At 46.3% G+C, this 19336-nt stretch carries 18 protein-coding genes; 6 read left to right on the top strand and 12 right to left on the bottom strand.

Going from position 1 to position 19336, the window contains the following annotated elements:
- Window positions 1-44: 44 nt before the first annotated feature.
- Window positions 45-374: a metalloregulator ArsR/SmtB family transcription factor gene (locus J4N45_RS02375; RefSeq protein WP_128647956.1), complete on the bottom strand. Its 330-nt coding sequence runs from the start codon at window positions 372-374 to the stop codon at window positions 45-47.
- 214 nt (window positions 375-588) lie between these two features.
- On the opposite strand from J4N45_RS02375, the gene J4N45_RS02370 reads away from it, so the two are divergent.
- The gene (locus J4N45_RS02370; RefSeq protein ID WP_252013377.1) at window positions 589-1338 is read left to right on the top strand and encodes a metalloregulator ArsR/SmtB family transcription factor; all 750 of its coding nucleotides are present in this window, start codon (window positions 589-591) and stop codon (window positions 1336-1338) included.
- Window positions 1339-1353: 15 nt separating this feature from the next.
- Here the strand turns inward: J4N45_RS02370 and J4N45_RS02365 are convergent, their stop codons facing one another.
- Window positions 1354-2022, bottom strand: coding sequence for an HAD-IA family hydrolase (locus J4N45_RS02365; protein ID WP_252013375.1), 669 nt, complete (start codon window positions 2020-2022; stop codon window positions 1354-1356).
- A 533-nt stretch (window positions 2023-2555) separates the two neighbouring features.
- Between J4N45_RS02365 and pykF the strand changes: the two genes are divergently transcribed.
- Complete coding sequence (pykF, locus tag J4N45_RS02360; RefSeq protein WP_042475922.1) at window positions 2556-3968, top strand: pyruvate kinase PykF; 1413 nt, start codon at window positions 2556-2558, stop codon at window positions 3966-3968.
- 154 nt (window positions 3969-4122) lie between these two features.
- A complete protein-coding gene (locus J4N45_RS02355) occupies window positions 4123-4806 on the top strand; it encodes a GntR family transcriptional regulator (RefSeq protein ID WP_128647997.1) in 684 nt (227 codons plus the stop codon).
- Window positions 4807-5262: 456 nt separating this feature from the next.
- Here J4N45_RS02355 and sspB read toward each other — a convergent pair whose 3' ends face one another.
- The 8 genes from sspB to zapE form a co-directional block, all read right to left on the bottom strand.
- On the bottom strand, window positions 5263-5754 hold the full coding sequence (sspB, locus tag J4N45_RS02350; RefSeq protein WP_252013373.1) for a ClpXP protease specificity-enhancing factor: 492 nt from the start codon (window positions 5752-5754) through the stop codon (window positions 5263-5265).
- Between the two features lie 24 nt (window positions 5755-5778).
- Complete coding sequence (gene sspA / locus J4N45_RS02345) at window positions 5779-6414, bottom strand: stringent starvation protein SspA (RefSeq protein ID WP_042475917.1); 636 nt, start codon at window positions 6412-6414, stop codon at window positions 5779-5781.
- Window positions 6415-6500: 86 nt separating this feature from the next.
- A complete protein-coding gene (locus tag J4N45_RS02340; protein WP_252013371.1) occupies window positions 6501-7238 on the bottom strand; it encodes a cytochrome c1 in 738 nt (245 codons plus the stop codon).
- A complete protein-coding gene (locus J4N45_RS02335; RefSeq protein ID WP_042475912.1) occupies window positions 7235-8500 on the bottom strand; it encodes a cytochrome b in 1266 nt (421 codons plus the stop codon). The genes J4N45_RS02340 and J4N45_RS02335 overlap by 4 nt, the downstream gene beginning before the upstream one ends.
- On the bottom strand, window positions 8500-9090 hold the full coding sequence (gene petA / locus J4N45_RS02330; RefSeq protein WP_234494549.1) for a ubiquinol-cytochrome c reductase iron-sulfur subunit: 591 nt from the start codon (window positions 9088-9090) through the stop codon (window positions 8500-8502). Before petA ends, J4N45_RS02335 begins: the two co-directional genes overlap by 1 nt.
- 464 nt (window positions 9091-9554) lie before the next feature.
- A complete protein-coding gene (gene rpsI, locus J4N45_RS02325) occupies window positions 9555-9947 on the bottom strand; it encodes a 30S ribosomal protein S9 (RefSeq protein WP_042475909.1) in 393 nt (130 codons plus the stop codon).
- A gap of 15 nt (window positions 9948-9962) precedes the next feature.
- A complete protein-coding gene (gene rplM, locus J4N45_RS02320; RefSeq protein WP_234494550.1) occupies window positions 9963-10391 on the bottom strand; it encodes a 50S ribosomal protein L13 in 429 nt (142 codons plus the stop codon).
- Window positions 10392-10602: 211 nt separating this feature from the next.
- Window positions 10603-11706, bottom strand: a complete 1104-nt coding sequence (gene zapE / locus J4N45_RS02315; RefSeq protein WP_252013368.1) for a cell division protein ZapE — start codon at window positions 11704-11706, stop codon at window positions 10603-10605.
- Between the two features lie 141 nt (window positions 11707-11847).
- Here zapE and zapG point away from each other — a divergent pair, with 141 nt between their 5' ends.
- From zapG to degS, 3 genes are all read left to right on the top strand, one after another.
- Window positions 11848-12324 (top strand): Z-ring associated protein ZapG, encoded by a 477-nt coding sequence (gene zapG / locus J4N45_RS02310; RefSeq protein WP_252013366.1) that lies wholly within the window; start codon window positions 11848-11850, stop codon window positions 12322-12324.
- A gap of 116 nt (window positions 12325-12440) precedes the next feature.
- Window positions 12441-13808: a Do family serine endopeptidase gene (locus tag J4N45_RS02305; protein ID WP_234496129.1), complete on the top strand. Its 1368-nt coding sequence runs from the start codon at window positions 12441-12443 to the stop codon at window positions 13806-13808.
- 232 nt (window positions 13809-14040) lie between these two features.
- Window positions 14041-15105: an outer membrane-stress sensor serine endopeptidase DegS gene (gene degS / locus J4N45_RS02300; protein ID WP_252013364.1), complete on the top strand. Its 1065-nt coding sequence runs from the start codon at window positions 14041-14043 to the stop codon at window positions 15103-15105.
- Window positions 15106-15173: 68 nt separating this feature from the next.
- Here degS and parC read toward each other — a convergent pair whose 3' ends face one another.
- Window positions 15174-17450, bottom strand: coding sequence for a DNA topoisomerase IV subunit A (gene parC / locus J4N45_RS02295; RefSeq protein ID WP_252013363.1), 2277 nt, complete (start codon window positions 17448-17450; stop codon window positions 15174-15176).
- A 2-nt stretch (window positions 17451-17452) separates the two neighbouring features.
- On the bottom strand, window positions 17453-19333 hold the full coding sequence (parE, locus tag J4N45_RS02290; RefSeq protein ID WP_234494557.1) for a DNA topoisomerase IV subunit B: 1881 nt from the start codon (window positions 19331-19333) through the stop codon (window positions 17453-17455).
- Between the last annotated feature and the right edge of the window lie 3 nt (window positions 19334-19336).

The raw sequence follows: 19336 nt of genomic DNA, 5'->3' as shown, positions 1-19336 counted from the left end.
TCAATCTCTTAATTACGTAAAATTTTCGGTTGTACCGTCAAGCTTTAAGCATCGTTCGATGATGACACAAGCTCGTTAAAGTTTAATTGATAAGCACTTTGCAAACAGTTCGACTGTTCAAGCCCTTTCAATGTTCGATAGAGCCAACCAGGCAATCCTTCAGCTAAGCTGTAAAAGACGTGCTGCCCTTGCCTCGTATCCTTGAGCACACCTGCTTGTCTAAGCATAGCTAAATGTCTCGATACTTTAGGCTGGCTCTCTCCCAATGCCTCCACCAGATCGTTGACACAGACCGAGCCGTTGGCCGACACCCAAAGCAGGGTTCGAATACGGGTTTCATCAGACATCAATTTGAAAAACTCATGTGGAAGCATCTTTAAATACTCATATATGGATATGCGTATATATTAAAAAATATCACGAACGAGTCAAGGATCTTTTTGAACTGTCATAAAAGCTTCATACAGAATGTAGCCGATACTGGTTGAAACGATTTGGGGGCAACGGAGGGATACAATGCTTTCATTCGCACCGATAAGCTTTCATAATATTGTGTGCGCTAATACAAGCCGATTTGATGAGGACACCATGACAAAAAAAATACTCTTTGTTTGCAGAGGAAACTCGGCACGCTCGCAGCTCGCAGAGGCGATCGTCAACAGAGATTATGCGGACCAATACCAAGCATTTAGCGCTGGTAGCAATCCAAGTCATGTAGACAATAGAACGTTAACCACACTCAAAGAGTCTGGTTTTGATAGCGAGGGTCTGCGCTCGAAGTCGGTAGAAGAGTTCGACGGACAGCATTTTGATTATGTCATTACGCTATGTTCATCAGCGCACAAAGAATGCGGGGTATTTGAAAACAGCCAAGAGAGCCTTTTTTGGGATCTTCCCTCCCCCACCTCTTTATCAGAGACTTCTTTTGACGCCTCTTTATATGATCTGTACAAGCGAATCGAACTGTTTGTGGCCGTGCACAGTGACAGTAACGATTTAGATTTTGACCCACTGGTGATTCATAAGTGTCTGAGCGACCAAACAAGGCTTCTCATTACCTTAATGATATTTACCGAAGTGGAGCTCAGTGTGGGTGAGTTGTGCGACGCGCTGCAAGAATCTCAACCAAAGATCTCTAGAGCGCTCGGCGTACTTCGAAACTGTGGGGTAGTTAGCGATAGACGCCGAGGACAATGGGCGTTTTATTCCATCTCAGATAAGTTACCGCTATGGGCTATCGACATACTGGATGCATCCGTTGTCAGCATGCGTAGCAAGTTACTCGCGGCTAATCAGTTACTCAACCAATCTGCCAATCGCCCAGACAAGCACAACTAACCTATGCTTTTAAGATCATTGAACAAAGGCCAGCAATTGCCTCATATCGGAGATGTAGTGTAGGTAAGGGCTATCAATTTCAATCTTTTTATGAGGCTCTGCATGTGAGAAATACAAGGTGGTGACTTGTGCTCCTATGCCCGCTTGAACACCGACAAGAGAGTCATCAATAAATAGACACTCTTCTGCTCTCACTTGCATTTTATCCATGACAAAGTGCAGAAGTTTAGGGTCTGGCTTCCAGGCATGTGCATCTAATGCGCTGTACACCGTGCCCTCGAAATAGTGGTCGAGTTTTGTCAACGGTAAGGTAAACGCCATCTTTTCGTGAGGGGCATTGGACGCAATGCATATGGCAATGTTGTTGGCTTTGAGCTCATCTAAAACCTCATAGACGCCATCAATGACCGTGAGCTGCTCAGTGAACAGCTCCTGACAGCGCTGACGATAATGGCGAACAAGTCCTGTTAAGCTGTCATCACTAAGCAATGAGCTATCAGCGATAAGCTCGCCAAAGATCTTTTCAAGCTTTACCCCTTGGAACTGATCTTTCACCTTCTCATAATCAACATTAACGCCAACGCTCTCTAGTACTTCGACGATTGCCTGTATACATAAACGTTCGCTATCGATTAGCGTGCCGTCACAATCAAAAATCACACATTTGATGCGGTTTGAAGCCATATTTTACTACACCTCACGATTCCAACTGGCTATTTTTGAACAGTAAACAGCCATACTGAGTACACAATATCACCAGCAATGAGCCTCTTCAATGGACAGGATTCTGTACCGTATTGGTAACCATTTTGAAAAAAAGTTACCAAATGGTGTCGATTCATCCGGTTTATTTATTTTGATCCAAAAATTAAATCTTAAGCGCCGAAACCTTGCTCTAAAACAAGTTATGCACAGTGAAATCCGATCAATTCAGTGGTAGAATTCGTGCCCGAAAAGAAAATAAATTACAGAATTAGTGGTTATTTTTTTGTAATCTTACTGAATTATCTTAGTGAGAGCCCAAAAAAGTGGCCTAGAAAGCGCCTCAATCAGTCATAAAATGACTAAACTTGATGAAAGACTTTCATTTCTAGAAGAAGCGAAACTAGAGAAAAGATTGATAGCTCATGTGAATTATTTGTGGGCATCCCTAGCCTTCTAGAGAGACTAATACTAACTTTCAAATTGCAATTATATTTACTCGGAGAGTATCTTCCATGAAAAAGACCAAAATCGTATGTACGATCGGCCCTAAAACTGAGTCTGTAGAGAAACTGACTGAGCTAGTAAACGCAGGCATGAACGTTATGCGCCTAAACTTCTCTCACGGTAACTTCGAAGAGCACGCGAACCGCATCTCTAACTTCCGTGAAGTAATGGCAAACGTTGGCAAGCAACTAGCAATTCTTCTAGACACTAAAGGTCCAGAAATTCGTACTATCAAACTAGAAGGCGGCAATGACGTTGATCTAGTAGCTGGTCAAGAATTTACTTTCACTACTGACGCTTCTGTAGTTGGTAACAAGGACGTTGTAGCGGTAACTTACCTAGGTTTCGCTAAAGACCTATCTGCTGGTAACACTATCCTAGTAGACGACGGCCTAATCGAAATGGAAGTTATCTCAACAACTGAAACTGAAGTTAAGTGTAAAGTTCTTAACAACGGTGCTCTAGGTGAGAACAAAGGTGTTAACCTACCAGGCGTTTCTGTACAGCTTCCAGCGCTTTCTGAAAAAGACAAAGCTGACCTGAAATTTGGTTGTGAGCAAGGCGTTGACTTCGTTGCTGCTTCTTTCATCCGTAAAGCTGCAGACGTTAAAGAAATCCGTGACCTTCTTGACGCAAACGGCGGCGAGAGCATCCACATCATCTCTAAGATCGAAAACCAAGAAGGCGTTGATAACTTCGACGAGATCCTAGAGCTTTCTGACGGTATCATGGTTGCGCGTGGCGACCTTGGTGTTGAAATCCCAGCTGAAGAAGTAATCTTCGCTCAGAAGATGATGATTGAGAAGTGTAACCGTGCTCGTAAGACAGTTATCACTGCAACTCAAATGCTTGACTCTATGATTCAAAACCCACGTCCAACTCGTGCAGAAGCGGGTGACGTTGCGAACGCAATCATGGACGGTACAGATGCAGTAATGCTTTCTGGTGAAACAGCGAAAGGTAAGTACCCTGTTGAAGCGGTAACTATCATGGCTCAAATCGCTAACCGTACTGACGGTGCGCTAAAAGCTGAACTAGGTTCTCGTCTAGACAGCCCACGTCTACGTATCACTGAAGCAGTATGTAAAGGTGCAGTAGACACAGCTGAGAAGCTAGCTGCTCCACTAATCATCGTTGCTACTGAAGGTGGTAAGTCTGCACGTTCTGTACGTAAATACTTCCCAACAGCAAGCATCGTTGCACTAACGACTAACGCTAAGACAGCTGCACAGCTAGTTCTTACTAAAGGTGTTCGTCCAGTTCTTGTTGACTCAATCGACAGCACTGATGAATTCTACAAAAACGGTAAAGAGTACGCTCTAGAATCTGGTTTTGGTAAGAAAGGCGACATCGTAGTTATGGTTTCTGGTGCACTAGTAGCATCTGGTACAACGAACACAGCATCTGTTCACGTACTATAATTCCGACGAGTTATACAAAATATCTATAAAAAGAGGGCTTCTGCCCTCTTTTTTTTATAATTGCCTTGCCCATTTTTTCAACACGCTGTACTATCAAAAACAGGTTTACAACATGGCATACCGCCATAGTTTTCCAACTATTGTTTTTAAAGTTATGAGGTGCATCGTGTCTAGCCCAACATTGACAGACAAGGTCGCAAAATTGATCTGTCAGGACATTCTTTCTGGAGAACTTAAGCCAAACCAAAAACTGGTAGTAGCAGAGCTTAAGGAAAAGTATAACGTCGGAGCCTCTCCGATAAGAGAAGCTCTCATACAGCTTTCTTGGATTAAATACGTCAAGCTTGAGCCGCAAAAAGGCTGCTGGGTCGCTCCAATCTCGAAACTGGAGTTATATGATCTTTATGAGAGTCTTAAGGTGGTGTCTTCTGTGCTGCTTGAGAAGTCTATTCAGCAAGGCAATGAAGGCTGGGAGCTAGAGATCCTAACCGAGTTCCACAAGCTATCTCGATTCAAATTCCAAGGTGATAACTTTAATTGGGTTGAGTGGGAAGAGCGTCAAGAAGCTTTCTATAGTTCACTACTTAGTGGATGCTTTTCAAAGAACATGCTCGATTTCTTCAACGATATCATTCGCCAAGTTAAGCGCTACCGTCGCGTCTCATTAAGCCACTCGCCTAAGCCATTTGCCGAGCTATTTAATCTTGAAGAGCACGAAAAGATGATGAAGCTGACACTCGACAAAGACCTAGACGGCGCTCGTCAGCAGCTTACTCAATACCTCACCGATATGATGAAGGATATCGAATCAACGGTAAATGAGATTGAAATGAAATAAAAAAATCGGGGCTAGCCCCGATTTTTACCATCCAAAGAATTCTTTGTGATGTGTGTTGAGTAGCAGCACCATAGGCAAAAAGTATAATGCGCTCAACTTGATACCTAAAACGACTAATGCGCCGATGGTAAGCCTTACCAAAAAGTGATTGTACATAACAAACCTCTATCACCTAACTCATTGACATCCAAGATGATCTTGTCCAATCAAAGCAGAATTCCATTCTAGAGGAAGGGAAAAATGTGTACTAAAAAGTGTGACCTTTCTCCAAGAACGCCTAGTTTACTGATTACACTAAGATGGTCAAGTTTTAATCAGCATTAGACTAAAGTCTAATACAGTGGCACGTCTTTTACATGTCTCAGAATAAAGAAGAGATCAACTCAAGGCAGGATAGCGAGGAAGGTGTACCCTTGTTACGCATTAAAAAAGCCGCATATTAAATGCGGCTTTTTGTTATTTGACTACTCGAAGACTTGGTCGCCCTTTTGGTTTAGGCGGTTCATCGTCTCCGTTAGGCTCTTCATTGGTTTGCTCTGGCTGTTCCGTCTCAGCGGCAACAGACAAGCCTGTTGTCACTTCCGGCTGAGTGATGTCTTCTTCTTCTTCAATAGAAAGGTAAGCATCTTCAGGCTCGAACATAGTTCCAGCGCCGTTTTCACGGGCATAGATAGCTTGTACAGAGTACAGCGGAGCAATCACTGAGTGCGGTTTGCCACCAAAACGAGCGTGAAACGTAATCGCTTCGTTGCCCAGTTCCAGTTGTCCAACCGCTCTAGGAGCAATGTTAAGAATGATCTGACCATCCTGGACAAACTCCAAAGGAACTCTAACACCCGGCATGTTTGCATCAACAACAATATGCGGTGTCAGATCATTTTCAACAAGCCAATCATAAAATGCACGAAGCATATATGGTCGGCGAGGTGTCATTTTTTCAATATCCATCGTCTCAGGAGAAACCTATAAGGACTAGCGAACCAAACGCATCTCACGCTCAGCTTCTGTTAGAGAAGCTAGGAATGAATCACGTTCAAATACACGGTTCATGTACACTTTGATCTCTTTTGAGCCAGGACCAACTAGCTCGATACCCATTTCAGGTAGACGCCACAATAGTGGTGCTAGGTAGCAATCAATTAGGCTAAACTCTTCGCTCATGAAGTACTCATACTCAGCAAAAATAGGTGCCAGAGTCAGTAGGTCATTGCGAAGTTTATTACGAGCCGCTTCTGCTTCTTCAGCAGAGCCTTTCATTACTTTCTCAGCAAGTGAGTACCAGTTACGCTCAATACGATAAATCATCAGGCGGCTGTTACCACGAGCTACAGGGTATACTGGCATTAGCGGTGGATGCGGGAAACGCTCATCAAGGTATTCCATGATGATCTTTGAATCGTAAAGGGCTAGCTCACGATCGACCAAAGTTGGCACTGTCTTGTATGGGTTTAGTTCAGCAAGCTCAGCTGGGATGTTTACATCATCCACTAACTCGACTTCAACACTAACCCCTTTTTCCGCTAGAACGATTCGAACCTGGTGGCTATATAAATCAGTAGCACTGGAAAAAAGAGTCATCACAGAACGTTTATTGGCAGCTACAGCCATGGAGCCCTCCGGGATACTTACAAAAAACAATGGAGGCTGTGCCTCCATTGTGAACAAATTGGAATTAACGCGCTATGATAGCACAATTAGTGAACATCGCGCCAATACTCTTTCTTAAGCAGCACAACGACGATAGTAAAGATGACTAGGAACGCCATCACCCACCAACCTAGCGCATGACGCTCAAGCTTCACTGGGTCACCTGAGTATTCAAGGAAGTTGACGAGGTCACGTACTGCATCGTCATACTCACTTGAGCTCAGCTCACCACGACCATCGGTTTGAGTGCCAACAATCACTTGTACTTCCTCACCATCAACGATCTTAGTCTCGAAGATTGGTGTCGGGATACCTTGCAGCTCTTCAAGAACATGCGGCATACCCACATTCGGGAAGGTGGTATTGTTCACGCCAAACGGACGACTTGGATCGACATAGAAAGTACGTAGGTATGTGTATAGCCAGTCTACGCCGCGAACACGAGCAACCAAGGTTAGATCCGGTGGCGCTGCACCAAACCAAGCCGCGGCTTGTTTCTGAGGCATAGCGTTAACCATCAAATCACCGATCTTAGCTTCTGGGTCGAACACTAGGTTCTCTTTTGCAAGATCAACCGGGATACCCAAGTCAGTCGCCACACGCTCATAGCGTTGATACTGCGTCGAGTGACATGCAAAGCAGTAGTTCATAAACAGCTTGGCACCGTTTTGAAGCGACGCTTTGTCCGTCAAATCATTGTTTGCTTTATCAAGATTTACATTGCCACCAGCCGCTAGTGCTAGAGATGGCAGCAATGCGAAAAGTACTACAATCCACTTTTTCATTTGAATGTCACCCTCTCTGGCAATGGCTTGGTGTTCTCATTTTTACTGTAGAAGAACAGCAGAACGAAGAACATGAAGTAACCTAAACTGAAGATCTGAGCCAGTAGCGTGTACGTCGGCGTCGCTGGTAGCGCCCCAAGAATACCCAAAGCAATAAAGCTAATGGTGAACTGGATGATGTTGATTAGGTGAATCTTACTTCTGTAGCGATAAGAGCGAACTTTACAGCGATCGAACCAAGGAAGTAGGAATAGGAACACAATCGATAGACCCATTGCTACCACACCCAACAGCTTGTCCGGAACCGCACGCAGAATCGCGTAGAACGGCGTGAAGTACCATACCGGAGCAATGTGCTCAGGAGTCTTCAGCGGGTTCGCTGCTTCAAAGTTAGGTGGCTCAAGGAAGTAACCGCCCATCTCTGGGTTAAAGAACAACACATAACAGAACAGGAAGAAGAAGCCAGCCACACCAACAAGATCTTTTACCGTACCGTAAGGATGGAAAGGAATCGAATCAATGATGTCGTATTTCTTACTGTAGTAATCGTGGAACTTGAACTGCGTCTTGTAGTCGTCGCCCATGCTGCCTTTAGGAAGCTTAGTCTCAATACCATCAGGGTTGTTTGAGCCTACTTCGTGTAGAGCGAGTACGTGCAAGACAACAAGAAGTAGCAGCACGATTGGCAGAGCAATCACGTGAAGCGCGAAGAAGCGGTTAAGCGTTGCACCAGAGATAATGTAATCACCACGGATCCAAAGCGTTAGGTCATCACCGATAACGGGAATAGCACCAAAGAGCGAGATGATTACCTGTGCACCCCAGTAAGACATTTGTCCCCAAGGAAGTAGGTATCCCATAAATGCTTCTGCCATCAACACAAGGAAGATCAGCATGCCGAATACCCACAGCAGCTCACGCGGCTTCTGGTAAGAACCGTAGATAAGACCACGGAACATGTGAAGGTAGACAACAACGAAGAAGGCCGAGGCGCCCGTTGAGTGCATATAGCGGAGTAGCCATCCGTATTCCACATCACGCATGATGTATTCAACAGAGGCAAATGCACCTTCGCCAGAAGGTACGTAGTTCATTGTTAGCCAAATACCCGTTAGGATTTGGTTAACCAGCACTAGCATGGCTAGTGAGCCAAACAGATACCAAAAGTTGAAGTTTTTTGGCATTGGGTATTCGGATAGATGCTTTTTATAAGCATTCATCGCGGGTAGACGTTTTTCTACCCAATCAAGTAACACTTGCATTATGCATCCCCCTCATCAACACCAATAAGGATTCTGGTATCGCTCAAGTACATGTGTTTAGGAATGACAAGGTTGAGTGGCGCTGGTACGTTTTGGAAAACACGACCAGCCATATCAAACTTAGAACCATGACACGGGCAGAAGAAACCAGACTTCACACCTTGAACTTGTTCACTAAAGGAATCAGCAAGATAGGTAGGCGAACAACCTAGGTGGGTACAGAAACCAACGGCAACAAAGTACTCCGGTTTAATGGAGCGGTACACGTTTTGTGCATACTCTGGCTGTTGTTCTTCAGCGGAGTCTGGGTCACGTAGCTGATTGGCTAGGTTGCTTAGGTTGTCCACAACAGATTGCGCGCGACGCACAACCCATACCGGCTTACCCTGCCATTCAACACGAACCATTTGACCTTCTTCAAGCTTGCTGACGTCCACTTCAACAGGGGCACCAGCAGCTTTTGCTTTGGCACTTGGGTTCCAAGATTTAATAAAAGGAACGGCGACTGCAGCTGCTCCCAAACCACCGACAACCGCAGTTGTCGCAGTAAGGAAACGCCTGCGACCGTTATTTAAAGGCGCATTGCTCATCCAACATTTCTCCCATTTGCTCCTTTGGGTCAACACTGAGCGAATCCAAGTTGCTCTTTTAGATGGAATAACCCATTGGGGAACCATTCCTTGGGCTATTTTCCTTCAAATTGAACGAGCCAATAGTACTAATTATTTTGGCTACTTGAGTCTGCTCAGACATCGATTCCGACCAGTAGAGCATGGCTAACAAAATACGAATTTTAGTTGTATTTATTTGATAGCAAATGATAAAGAAAACCCTACTTTTTGACAAGATAAAGCTACCTTTTCGTAACATCTATAGCAGGAAATCGCTTGCTAGTTCACAAAAGGAGGGAAAAGGAGAGAGTGAAGATCAGAGTTTCTGAATTTAATGAGGTTATTGGACGTATAAATACAAAAAAGCCCAGCCGAAGCTGAGCTTTTTGATTCCACGTTCCAGCATAAAACTGGAAAGCATAATCTTCTCGGTAAGGAGAAAATTAACGCTTAGAGAACTGTGGACGACGACGTGCTTTACGTAGACCAACTTTCTTACGTTCAACGCAACGAGCGTCACGCGTAACGTAGCCAGCTGCACGTAGAGCAGGACGTAGAGTCTCATCGTATTCCATTAGCGCGCGAGTGATACCGTGACGGATAGCACCTGCTTGACCAGAAATACCGCCACCTTTTACAGTAACGAATAGGTCTAGCTTCTCAGTTAGTTCAGTTAGCTCAAGAGGCTGACGAACTACCATGCAAGAAGTTTCGCGACCGAAGTAAGTTTCTAGTTCACGCTTGTTAACTACGATATTGCCAGTGCCTGGTTTGATGAAAACACGAGCAGCTGAGCTTTTGCGACGGCCAGTGCCGTAGTATTGATTCTCTGCCATTTTCGAAATCCCCGATTAGATGTCTAGTACTTGTGGTTGTTGAGCAACATGGTTGTGCTCAGCGCCAGCGTAAACTTTAAGCTTACGGTACATAGCACGGCCTAGAGGACCACGTGGTAGCATACCTTTAACCGCTAGCTCAAGAGCCATTTCAGGCTTACGATCGATCAGCTTTTCAAAAGTGATTGATTTTAGGCCGCCTGGGAACTCAGAGTGACGGTAGTAAACTTTGTTCTTAGCCTTGTTACCAGTTACAGTAACTTTCTCAGCATTAACAACGATGATGTAATCACCAGTGTCAGTGTGAGGAGTGTATTCAGCTTTGTGTTTGCCACGTAGGCGAGATGCAATTTCACTTGCTAGACGGCCAAGAGTTTTACCTTCAGCGTCTACAACGTACCAGTCGCGTTTTACAGTTTCTGGTTTAGCAACGAAAGTTTTCATGCTAATAATAACCCGTTAATTAAATTTACACTTAAGGAGCTTTCGCTCCCACTGTCTAAGAGCCCATACATCACCCCTTCGAGTGTTGAAACTCTCGGCATCGTTCCTCAAAAAGTTTGAAGAAACTCGCCTGCAGTAACGGTGGGTCGCAGGATTATAGAGAAGCTCGAGGAAAAAATCATCTATTTTTTGGACAAATTTACCAAAAACATCAAGGTAGATGCTCTGAAGCTAAATAGTCATGGCTTTGCATCTCTGTAAGACGCGAGATACAGCGCTTGAACTCAAACTCCAACTGACCTTGGGTGTACAGCTCTTCCAGTGGTACCTCTGCAGAAATAATCAGTTTTACCCGTCTTTCATAGAATTCATCCACTAAGGCAATAAACCGCCTCGCAGCATCATCCAGTTTGGCATCCATCTGCTTAACATCGGCTAACAGCACTGTGTGGTAGATTCGAGACATCTCAATGTAGTCATTTTGACTGCGCATGGTCTGGCAAAGCTGCGCGAAACTAGCAAATAAGACGTCATCGGCAGCGGCAAAGACTTCAATATCGCGATGATTGATATCAATTCTTGCTTCGTGAACGCGATCGTCCACCACCAGTTGATTGAAGTAACGCTCTAGGTTTTGGTTTGCGGCTTCATCTAATGGGAAATGGTAGATTTCGGCCTGTTCCAGGGTTCGAAGCCGATAATCGATACCACTATCTACATTCAGCACCACACATTGACTCTGAATAAGGGTAATTGCAGGCATGAATCGAGCGCGCTGCAGGCCATTACGATACAGATCTTCAGGAGGGATGTTAGAGGTAGCGACCAGTACAACACCACGCTTAAAGAGTGCTTGTAACAACGTCGCCAAGATCATGGCGTCCGTTATGTCCGAAACAAAAAACTCATCAAAACAGATAATCTTCGCTTCAGCTTCAAACCTATCGGCAACTTTCTCAAGTGGGTTTTCCACATCACCAAGCTGTTTGAGTTCATCGTGAACTCGATACATAAAGCGGTGAAAGTGGACACGCATCTTTTTCGTGGTCGGTAAGCTGTCGAAAAACGCATCCATCAAGTAGGTTTTACCGCGCCCTACTCCTCCCCAAAAATAGAGACCTTGCGGTGGCGTCGCTTCTTCAGGCTTCTTACCTAGCAGTTTTTGCATCATCGATAGCGCAGGCGCTTCAAACTGTAAGTAATCGTTAAACTGATGATGCAACCTATCTAAGGCTTCCACAGCAGCCCGCTGGGCTGGGTCTGCTTGAAAACCATTCATTTTTATATCATGTTCGTATCTTTCTATGGGCGTCATGGATTACTCGCAACACTGATCCAAGGGCTGGAGAGCACGTATTTTTGCTTTATTGGCTCTAAATCTCATAGTAACATGGCTAAACGACGTGTGTAACCGCTTGGTAACGCGCATGTTAATAATCATTATAAAGGAGCTGTTATGCCTTGGATATATGCCATTGTCGGCTTGCTAGTTGGTGCTATTCTCGGAATCGTAATTTCCCGACTAACTACTCCACAATACAAGAAACAAAAGACGCTACAGAAAGACCTTGAATCCGCAAAGTTTGCACTTGAGCAGCAACGTCAAGAACTCTCAGACCACTTTGCTCAAACCGCAGAGATGCTTGATACACTGGGTAAGGATTACACAAAACTGTATCAACACATGGCAAAGACCTCGACTGAGCTGATGCCTAACTTGCCAGAGCAAGACAATCCTTTCGTTAAGAAGATTGCCGAGCATAATGTGGAAACTATCGAAGCCAACGCTGAGGTTGAGCATCCACCGAAAGATTATGTCAACGGTGCAACTGGACTTCTTACTGAAGAAAAGAAAGAAGTCGTTGAAGCGCCCGAAGCTGTCGGGCAAGAATCTGTTGTACAAGAACCCATGACAACAGCAAAAGCGTCTTAGTAGACAAGTTACCACGGCCAGTAATTGAACAAATTACTGGCCGTTTTTACATTCAGGATGAACTTTACAACTTTCGTTGAGTCATAAACCTTACTGATCCAAAGAGGAGTTTTATGATGAAAAAACCAGTACTTGCATTAACTGTCCTTTCGTTAAGTCTGAGTGCAATCATCGCCCCGCTACCTGCAACCGCTGCATTACCGCTGTCCGTAAACGGCGAACAGCTCCCTAGTCTAGCCCCTATGCTGGAAAAGGTGACACCCGCTGTCGTCAGTATTGCAGTGGAGGGTACACAAGTTTCTCGACAGCAATTGCCAGAGCAGTTTCGCTTCTTCTTCGGCCCTGACTTCCCAACCGAACAGCTTCAAGAGCGACCGTTTAGAGGTCTCGGCTCTGGTGTCGTTGTCGATGCGGACAAAGGCTATATTGTCACTAACTACCACGTGATTAATGGTGCGGAAGAGATTCGTATCAAACTTGGCGATGGACGTGAGTTCGATGCTGAGCTGGTTGGCGGCGATGAAATGTCAGACGTCGCGCTGCTAAAGGTCGATGGTGCCAAGAACCTCACCGAAATTAAGGTCGCGGACTCTGACGAACTTCGCGTCGGTGACTTTACCGTTGCAATTGGTAACCCATTTGGACTCGGTCAAACAGTTACCTCAGGTATCGTTTCAGCCCTTGGGCGCAGCGGGCTCAACCTAGAAAACTTTGAAAACTTCATTCAAACAGATGCTGCGATCAACAGTGGTAACTCAGGTGGCGCGTTGGTGAACCTTAATGGTGAGCTCATCGGCATCAACACTGCGATTCTCGGTCCTAACGGTGGTAACGTGGGGATTGGCTTTGCGATTCCATCTAACATGATGAAAAACCTCACAGACCAAATCATCGAATTTGGCGAAGTGAAACGTGGCATGTTAGGTGTACAAGGCGGAGAGGTCACCTCTGAGCTCGCTGAGGCGCTGGGTTACAACTCCAGTAAGGGTGCGTTCGTTAGCCAAGTGATTCCTGACAGCGCTGCGGACAAAGCGGGCCTTGAAGCCGGTGACATCATCGTCTCTGTTAACGGTAAGAAGATCTCTACCTTTAGCGAGCTTAGAGCAAAAGTCGCCACCTTGGGTGCTGGCAAAACCGTGACGCTAGGTATCGTTCGAGACGGCAAAGAGAAGTCTTACGATGTGACATTATCAGAGGCAGCGAAGACCATCACCAAAGCCGACAAACTTCACGAAGGCTTAACGGGTGCAGAGTTTGCTAACACCGACAGCAGCGACCCAGTTGAGGGCGTCAAAGTGAAATCTGTCGAGGAAGGCTCAGCGGCCGCTCAATATGAGTTGCAACAAGGTGACATTATCATCGGTGTTAACCGCGCTCGAGTGAAAAACGTGGGTGAACTGCGTAAGATCCTAGAGAAGAAACCTGGTGTACTTGCTCTAAACATACAGCGTGGTGACAGAACCATTTACCTCGTTGTGCGTTAACGATAAATAGACTGAGTTAATTTTGTGTCATAGAGCAGCCGAATAGAGGCTGCTCTTTTATTATCTGCAGCAGAAATGATATCCTTTGCACCACAGCTGTGCTTATCAGAACTTTTTCGGTTAGTATCAAAAAATTATCTCGTTTTGACTGTCAGATAATACTAAGTTAAGAAGGTAACCGTTTGCGAATTCCGACATAGCGGCTCAAATTCCGATTCAACTAGAGGGAACAATGCTGAACTTTCTCATCCGCTCTGTATCTATGGGTCTCATTACAGCGCTACTCGTGCTACTTGCGGTGCCTTCCCTCAGACAAAACATCATACCGAATAATCTCGCTTCTCAACCCGAGTACGATACGAACCAACAGATCTCATTTAACCAGGCAGTGCGAAAAGCCGCTCCTGCCGTGGTCAATATCTACAGTCGTCAGTATAAAGAGAGTGACCGCACTACGCTCGCGACTCAAGGCTTGGGTTCAGGGGTTATTGTCAGCGACAAAGGGTACATCATTACCAATTATCACGTTGTCGCTAACGCAGACCAAATCATCGTCGCGCTGCAAGATGGACGCGTGGCAGCGGCCCAGCTAGTTGGTAAAGACCAGCGTACCGATATCGCCGTGTTACGAATAGAGGGCGGTAACCTGCCCGTTATCCCGCTAAACCCTAGTTACTCACCTAAGGTAGGCGATGTGGTTCTCGCCATTGGTAACCCCTATAACCTCGGGCAAACGACCACATTTGGCATCATATCGGCAACAGGTCGCTCTTCGATTAGCGCAGGTGGCATTCAAGCCTTTATCCAGACTGATGCCGCGATCAACCAAGGCAACTCCGGTGGCGCTTTAGTTAATACACGTGGTGAACTGGTTGGCATAAATACCGCTTCATTCCAGCAAGCCACTGACCTTGAGACCTACGGCATTTCTTTCGCTATTCCCTATCAGCTCGCAAGCAAGATTATGGAAAAGATCATAGCGGATGGACGTGTGATTCGTGGTTACATTGGGGTTGATGGGCAAGACATTAATTCTGTTACGGCTCGCCTGCTAGGAAACGAGCATATCGGTGGCATTATCGTACTAGGCCTAGATCCCGAAGGACCTGCAGCAAAAGCGGGTATTCAGGTTCAGGATATTATCTTGATGATTGATGGCAATAAGCTTAACGGACGTCAGGGTGTGCTCGATTTGGTTACCGATTTAAGACCGGGTACCACAGTAGAAGCCAAGCTGCTTCGTGATGGTAAAGAGATTACCTTACCGATCACGGTAGGCGAAGACAGCCGAGAATAGGCCGAGTATAAAGCTATAACCATAAAAAAACCTCCGACAAGTCGGAGGTTTTCTATTACCTACTGAATTTATTCTTCAGTCGGCGTCTCTTGTGCGTCATTGCCTTCAACTTCAATACGAGTCACGCGCTGCAGACCCCTTGGTAGCAAGCCGCCACGACGACCGCGTTCGCCACGGAAGTTATCCAGGTCACTTGGTTTCAACCCTAACTTACGCTTACCGGCATACAAGGTGATTGATGTACCTTGAGGCAGCGCCATCAGATGCGAAACAAACTCTTCGCGCGCCTTAGCCTTCGCAGATGGAATGTTGATGATCTTGTTGCCCTTACCCTTGCCAAGCTGTGGCAAGTCTTTAATTGGGAACAGCAGCATTCGACCTTGGTTGGTAATCGCCAGAATTTCATCAGACTCAAGATCGCCAACCATTGCAGGTGTCATTACTTCCGCCGCTTGAGGCAAGGTCACTAACGCCTTACCACTGCGGTTTTTCGACAATAAGTCACTGCCTTTACAGACAAAACCGTAGCCCGCGTCTGAGCCGACCAACCAAAGCTGGCTCTCTTCACCCATCACGACCTGACGAATACTTGAACCCGCATTGATGTTTAGTCGACCTGTAATTGGTTCGCCTTGGCTACGCGCTGACGGTAGAGAGTGTGACTCGAGCGAGTAGCTTCTGCCATCACTTCCGAGGAAGACCGCTGGCTGATTACTCTTACCTCTTGCAGAGGCAAGGTACTTATCACCCGCTTTATAGTTGAGGCCACTCGCATCGACATCATGGCCTTTAGCGTGGCGAATCCAGCCTTTTTCAGACAGAACAACCGTGATTGGTTCACTTGGTACCAAGTCACGCTCAGTCATTGCTTTCGCTTCTGCACGCTCAACGATTGGAGAGCGACGGTCATCACCGTACTTATCCGCATCCGCTTGAATTTCTTTCTTAAGTAGCGTGTTCATACGACGCTCAGAGCCAAGCAGCTTCTCTAGCTTCTCGCGCTCTTTCTCAAGCTCTTCCTGCTCTCCACGGATCTTCATTTCTTCCAGCTTAGCCAGGTGGCGAAGCTTGGTATCTAAGATCGCATCCGCTTGAATGTCAGTGATACCAAAGCGCGACATCAACACCGCTTTTGGTTCATCCTCAGTACGGATGATTTCAATCACTTCATCTAGGTTTAGGTACGCAACCAACAAACCTTCAAGGATGTGCAAGCGAGCAAGGATCTTATCTAGACGATACTGAAGACGCTTACGCACTGTCTCACGGCGGTACTCGATCCACTCCGTTAAGATCTGTATAAGACCTTTCACTTGTGGGCGATTATCAAGACCGATCATATTGAGGTTTACGCGGAAGTTTTTCTCAAGATCCGTCGATGCGAACAAGTGATTCATCAACTGATCACAATCGATACGGTTTGAGCGCGGCACCACGACGATACGCGTTGGGTTCTCATGATCCGACTCATCACGAAGATCGTCCACCATTGGCAGTTTCTTCGCACGCATCTGGTTCGCTATTTGCTCCAGAAGCTTCGCGCCAGATACCTGATGCGGCAGCGCAGTAATGACAATCTCTGCACCTTCCTTATGCCAAACGGCACGCATCTTCACGCTACCACGACCCGTACGATAGATTTTCTCTAAATCGGCTTGCGGTGAGATGATTTCAGCTTCGGTTGGATAGTCAGGCCCCTTTACAAACTCCATCACCTCAGCAAGCTCAGATTTCGGCTTATCGATGAGATGGATCGTTGCATCAGCGATCTCACGCATGTTGTGTGGTGGGATATCAGTAGCCATACCAACAGCGATGCCCGTAATGCCATTGAGCAAGATATGAGGTAGTCGTGCAGGTAATATCTTTGGCTCTTTCATGGTGCCGTCAAAATTTGGCTGCCACTCAACCGTGCCTTGCCCAACTTCGCCAAGCAGTACCTCAGCAAACTTAGACAGTTTTGCTTCGGTATAACGCATCGCAGCGAACGATTTCGGATCATCCGGCGCACCCCAGTTACCTTGACCATCCACAAGTGGATAACGGTAAGAGAATGGCTGGGCCATCAATACCATGGCTTCATAACAGGCTGAGTCACCGTGTGGGTGATATTTACCTAGAACGTCACCAACCGTACGAGCTGATTTTTTGTATTTCGCCGATGCCGAAAGACCAAGCTCAGACATCGCATAGATAATGCGGCGCTGAACAGGCTTTAGACCATCGCCAATATAAGGCAATGCACGATCCATAATCACGTACATTGAGTAATTCAGATAGGCGTCTTCAGTGAACTTTCGCAGAGGCAGCTGTTCTACGCCATCAAAAGACATTTCAGTCGACATTGTTATACCTCAGCCATGTCACCGTTGTTTTGTAGCCAGCTACGACGATCGTCCGCACGCTTTTTACCAAGCAGCATATCCATCATTTCATTAGTAGCTTCGTCATCATCAATGGTCAGTTGCACCAAACGGCGTGTATTCGGGTCCATCGTGGTTTCGCGCAGTTGAAGCGGGTTCATCTCACCTAGACCTTTGAATCGCTGAACGTTGATCTTTGCTTTCTTCTTACTAAGACGCTCTAGAATGCCATCCTTCTCGTCATCATCGAGGGCGTAAAACACCTCTTTACCACAGTCAATTCGATACAGAGGCGGCATTGCCACATAGACGTGACCAGCTGCAACCAGAGAGCGGAAGTGCTTAGTAAATAGGGCACAGAGTAGCGTGGCAATATGCAGACCATCCGAGTCCGCATCGGCAAGGATACAGACTTTACCGTAGCGAAGACCGTCAAGGTTTTCGGTATCAGGGTCGATACCAAGCGCCACGGAGATATCATGCACTTCTTGTGATGCGAGCACTTGGTCAGCCGAGACTTCCCAGGTATTAAGGATTTTACCGCGCAGCGGCATCACCGCTTGGAACTCACGATCACGTGCCTGTTTGGCACTACCACCCGCCGAGTCACCCTCCACGAAGAATATTTCGGTGCGGTTAAGATCTTGCTGTGAACAATCAGTCAGCTTACCTGGCAGTGCAGGACCTGAAGCGACCTTCTTACGAACCACCTTTTTACTGGCACGCATTCGGCGGTGGGCATTAGCAATACAGACTTCAGCAAGCTGCTCTGCAAGTTGAGGCTTTTCGTTTAGCCATAGGCTGAACGCATCTTTAACCACACCAGAGACAAACGCTGCGCATTGGCGTGACGAGAGGCGCTCTTTGGTTTGACCCGCGAACTGTGGATCTTGCATCTTGATAGACAAGACATACGAACAACGTTCAAAAACATCATCACCCGTGAGCTTAACGCCACGAGGCAGCAAGTTACGGAACTCACAAAACTCACGCATCGCATCGAGCAAGCCCTGACGCAGACCATTTACGTGGGTACCACCCTGAGCAGTCGGGATCAAGTTTACGTAGCTTTCGGTGATCATCTCACCGCCTTCAGGCTGCCAAATGACCGCCCAAGTTGCCGCTTCCGTTTCCGCTGAGAATTCACCGGTAAACGGTGCTTCAGGCAGTACGGCATAACCTTTGACGCCTTCCGCTAGATAGTCTTTTAGACCATCTTCGTAGTACCACTTGTAGTCTTTACCATTCACTTTGTCGCTGAAGGTGATTTCTAATCCAGGACAAAGAACCGCTTTCGCTCTGAGGTTGTTAACCAGTCGAGTAACAGAGAAGTTAGCAGAATCGAAGTAGCTCGCATCTGGCCAGAAGTGAACACTGGTGCCGCGATTGCGTCGACCACAAGTGCCAGTGACCGTCAGCTCTTGAACCTTATTACCGTTCTCGAACGCCATCTCATACACTTGCCCGTCACGACGTACGGCAACTTCAACGCGCTTTGACAATGCGTTGACTACAGAGATACCAACACCGTGCAAGCCGCCCGAGAATTGATAGTTCTTGTTTGAGAACTTACCACCAGCGTGCAACTTACAGAAAATCAGTTCAACACCCGAGATCTTTTCTTCAGGGTGAATATCGACGGGCATACCACGACCATCATCGATAACTTCTAACGATTGGTCGGCATGCAGAATGACTTGTACCTTAGAGGCATGTCCGGCTAGCGCTTCATCGACACTGTTATCGATAACTTCTTGGCCCAAATGGTTTGGGCGCGCTGTATCCGTATACATCCCTGGTCGGCGACGTACTGGCTCAAGACCATTGAGAACCTCAATGGCTCCAGCATTATATTGTTCTGTCATAAT

The sequence above is a fragment of the Vibrio sp. SCSIO 43140 genome (genome assembly GCF_023716585.1).
In the GTDB taxonomy this organism is placed as follows: Bacteria; Pseudomonadota; Gammaproteobacteria; order Enterobacterales; family Vibrionaceae; genus Vibrio; species Vibrio maritimus_B.
This window is presented reverse-complemented; position numbering and strand designations above follow the sequence as displayed.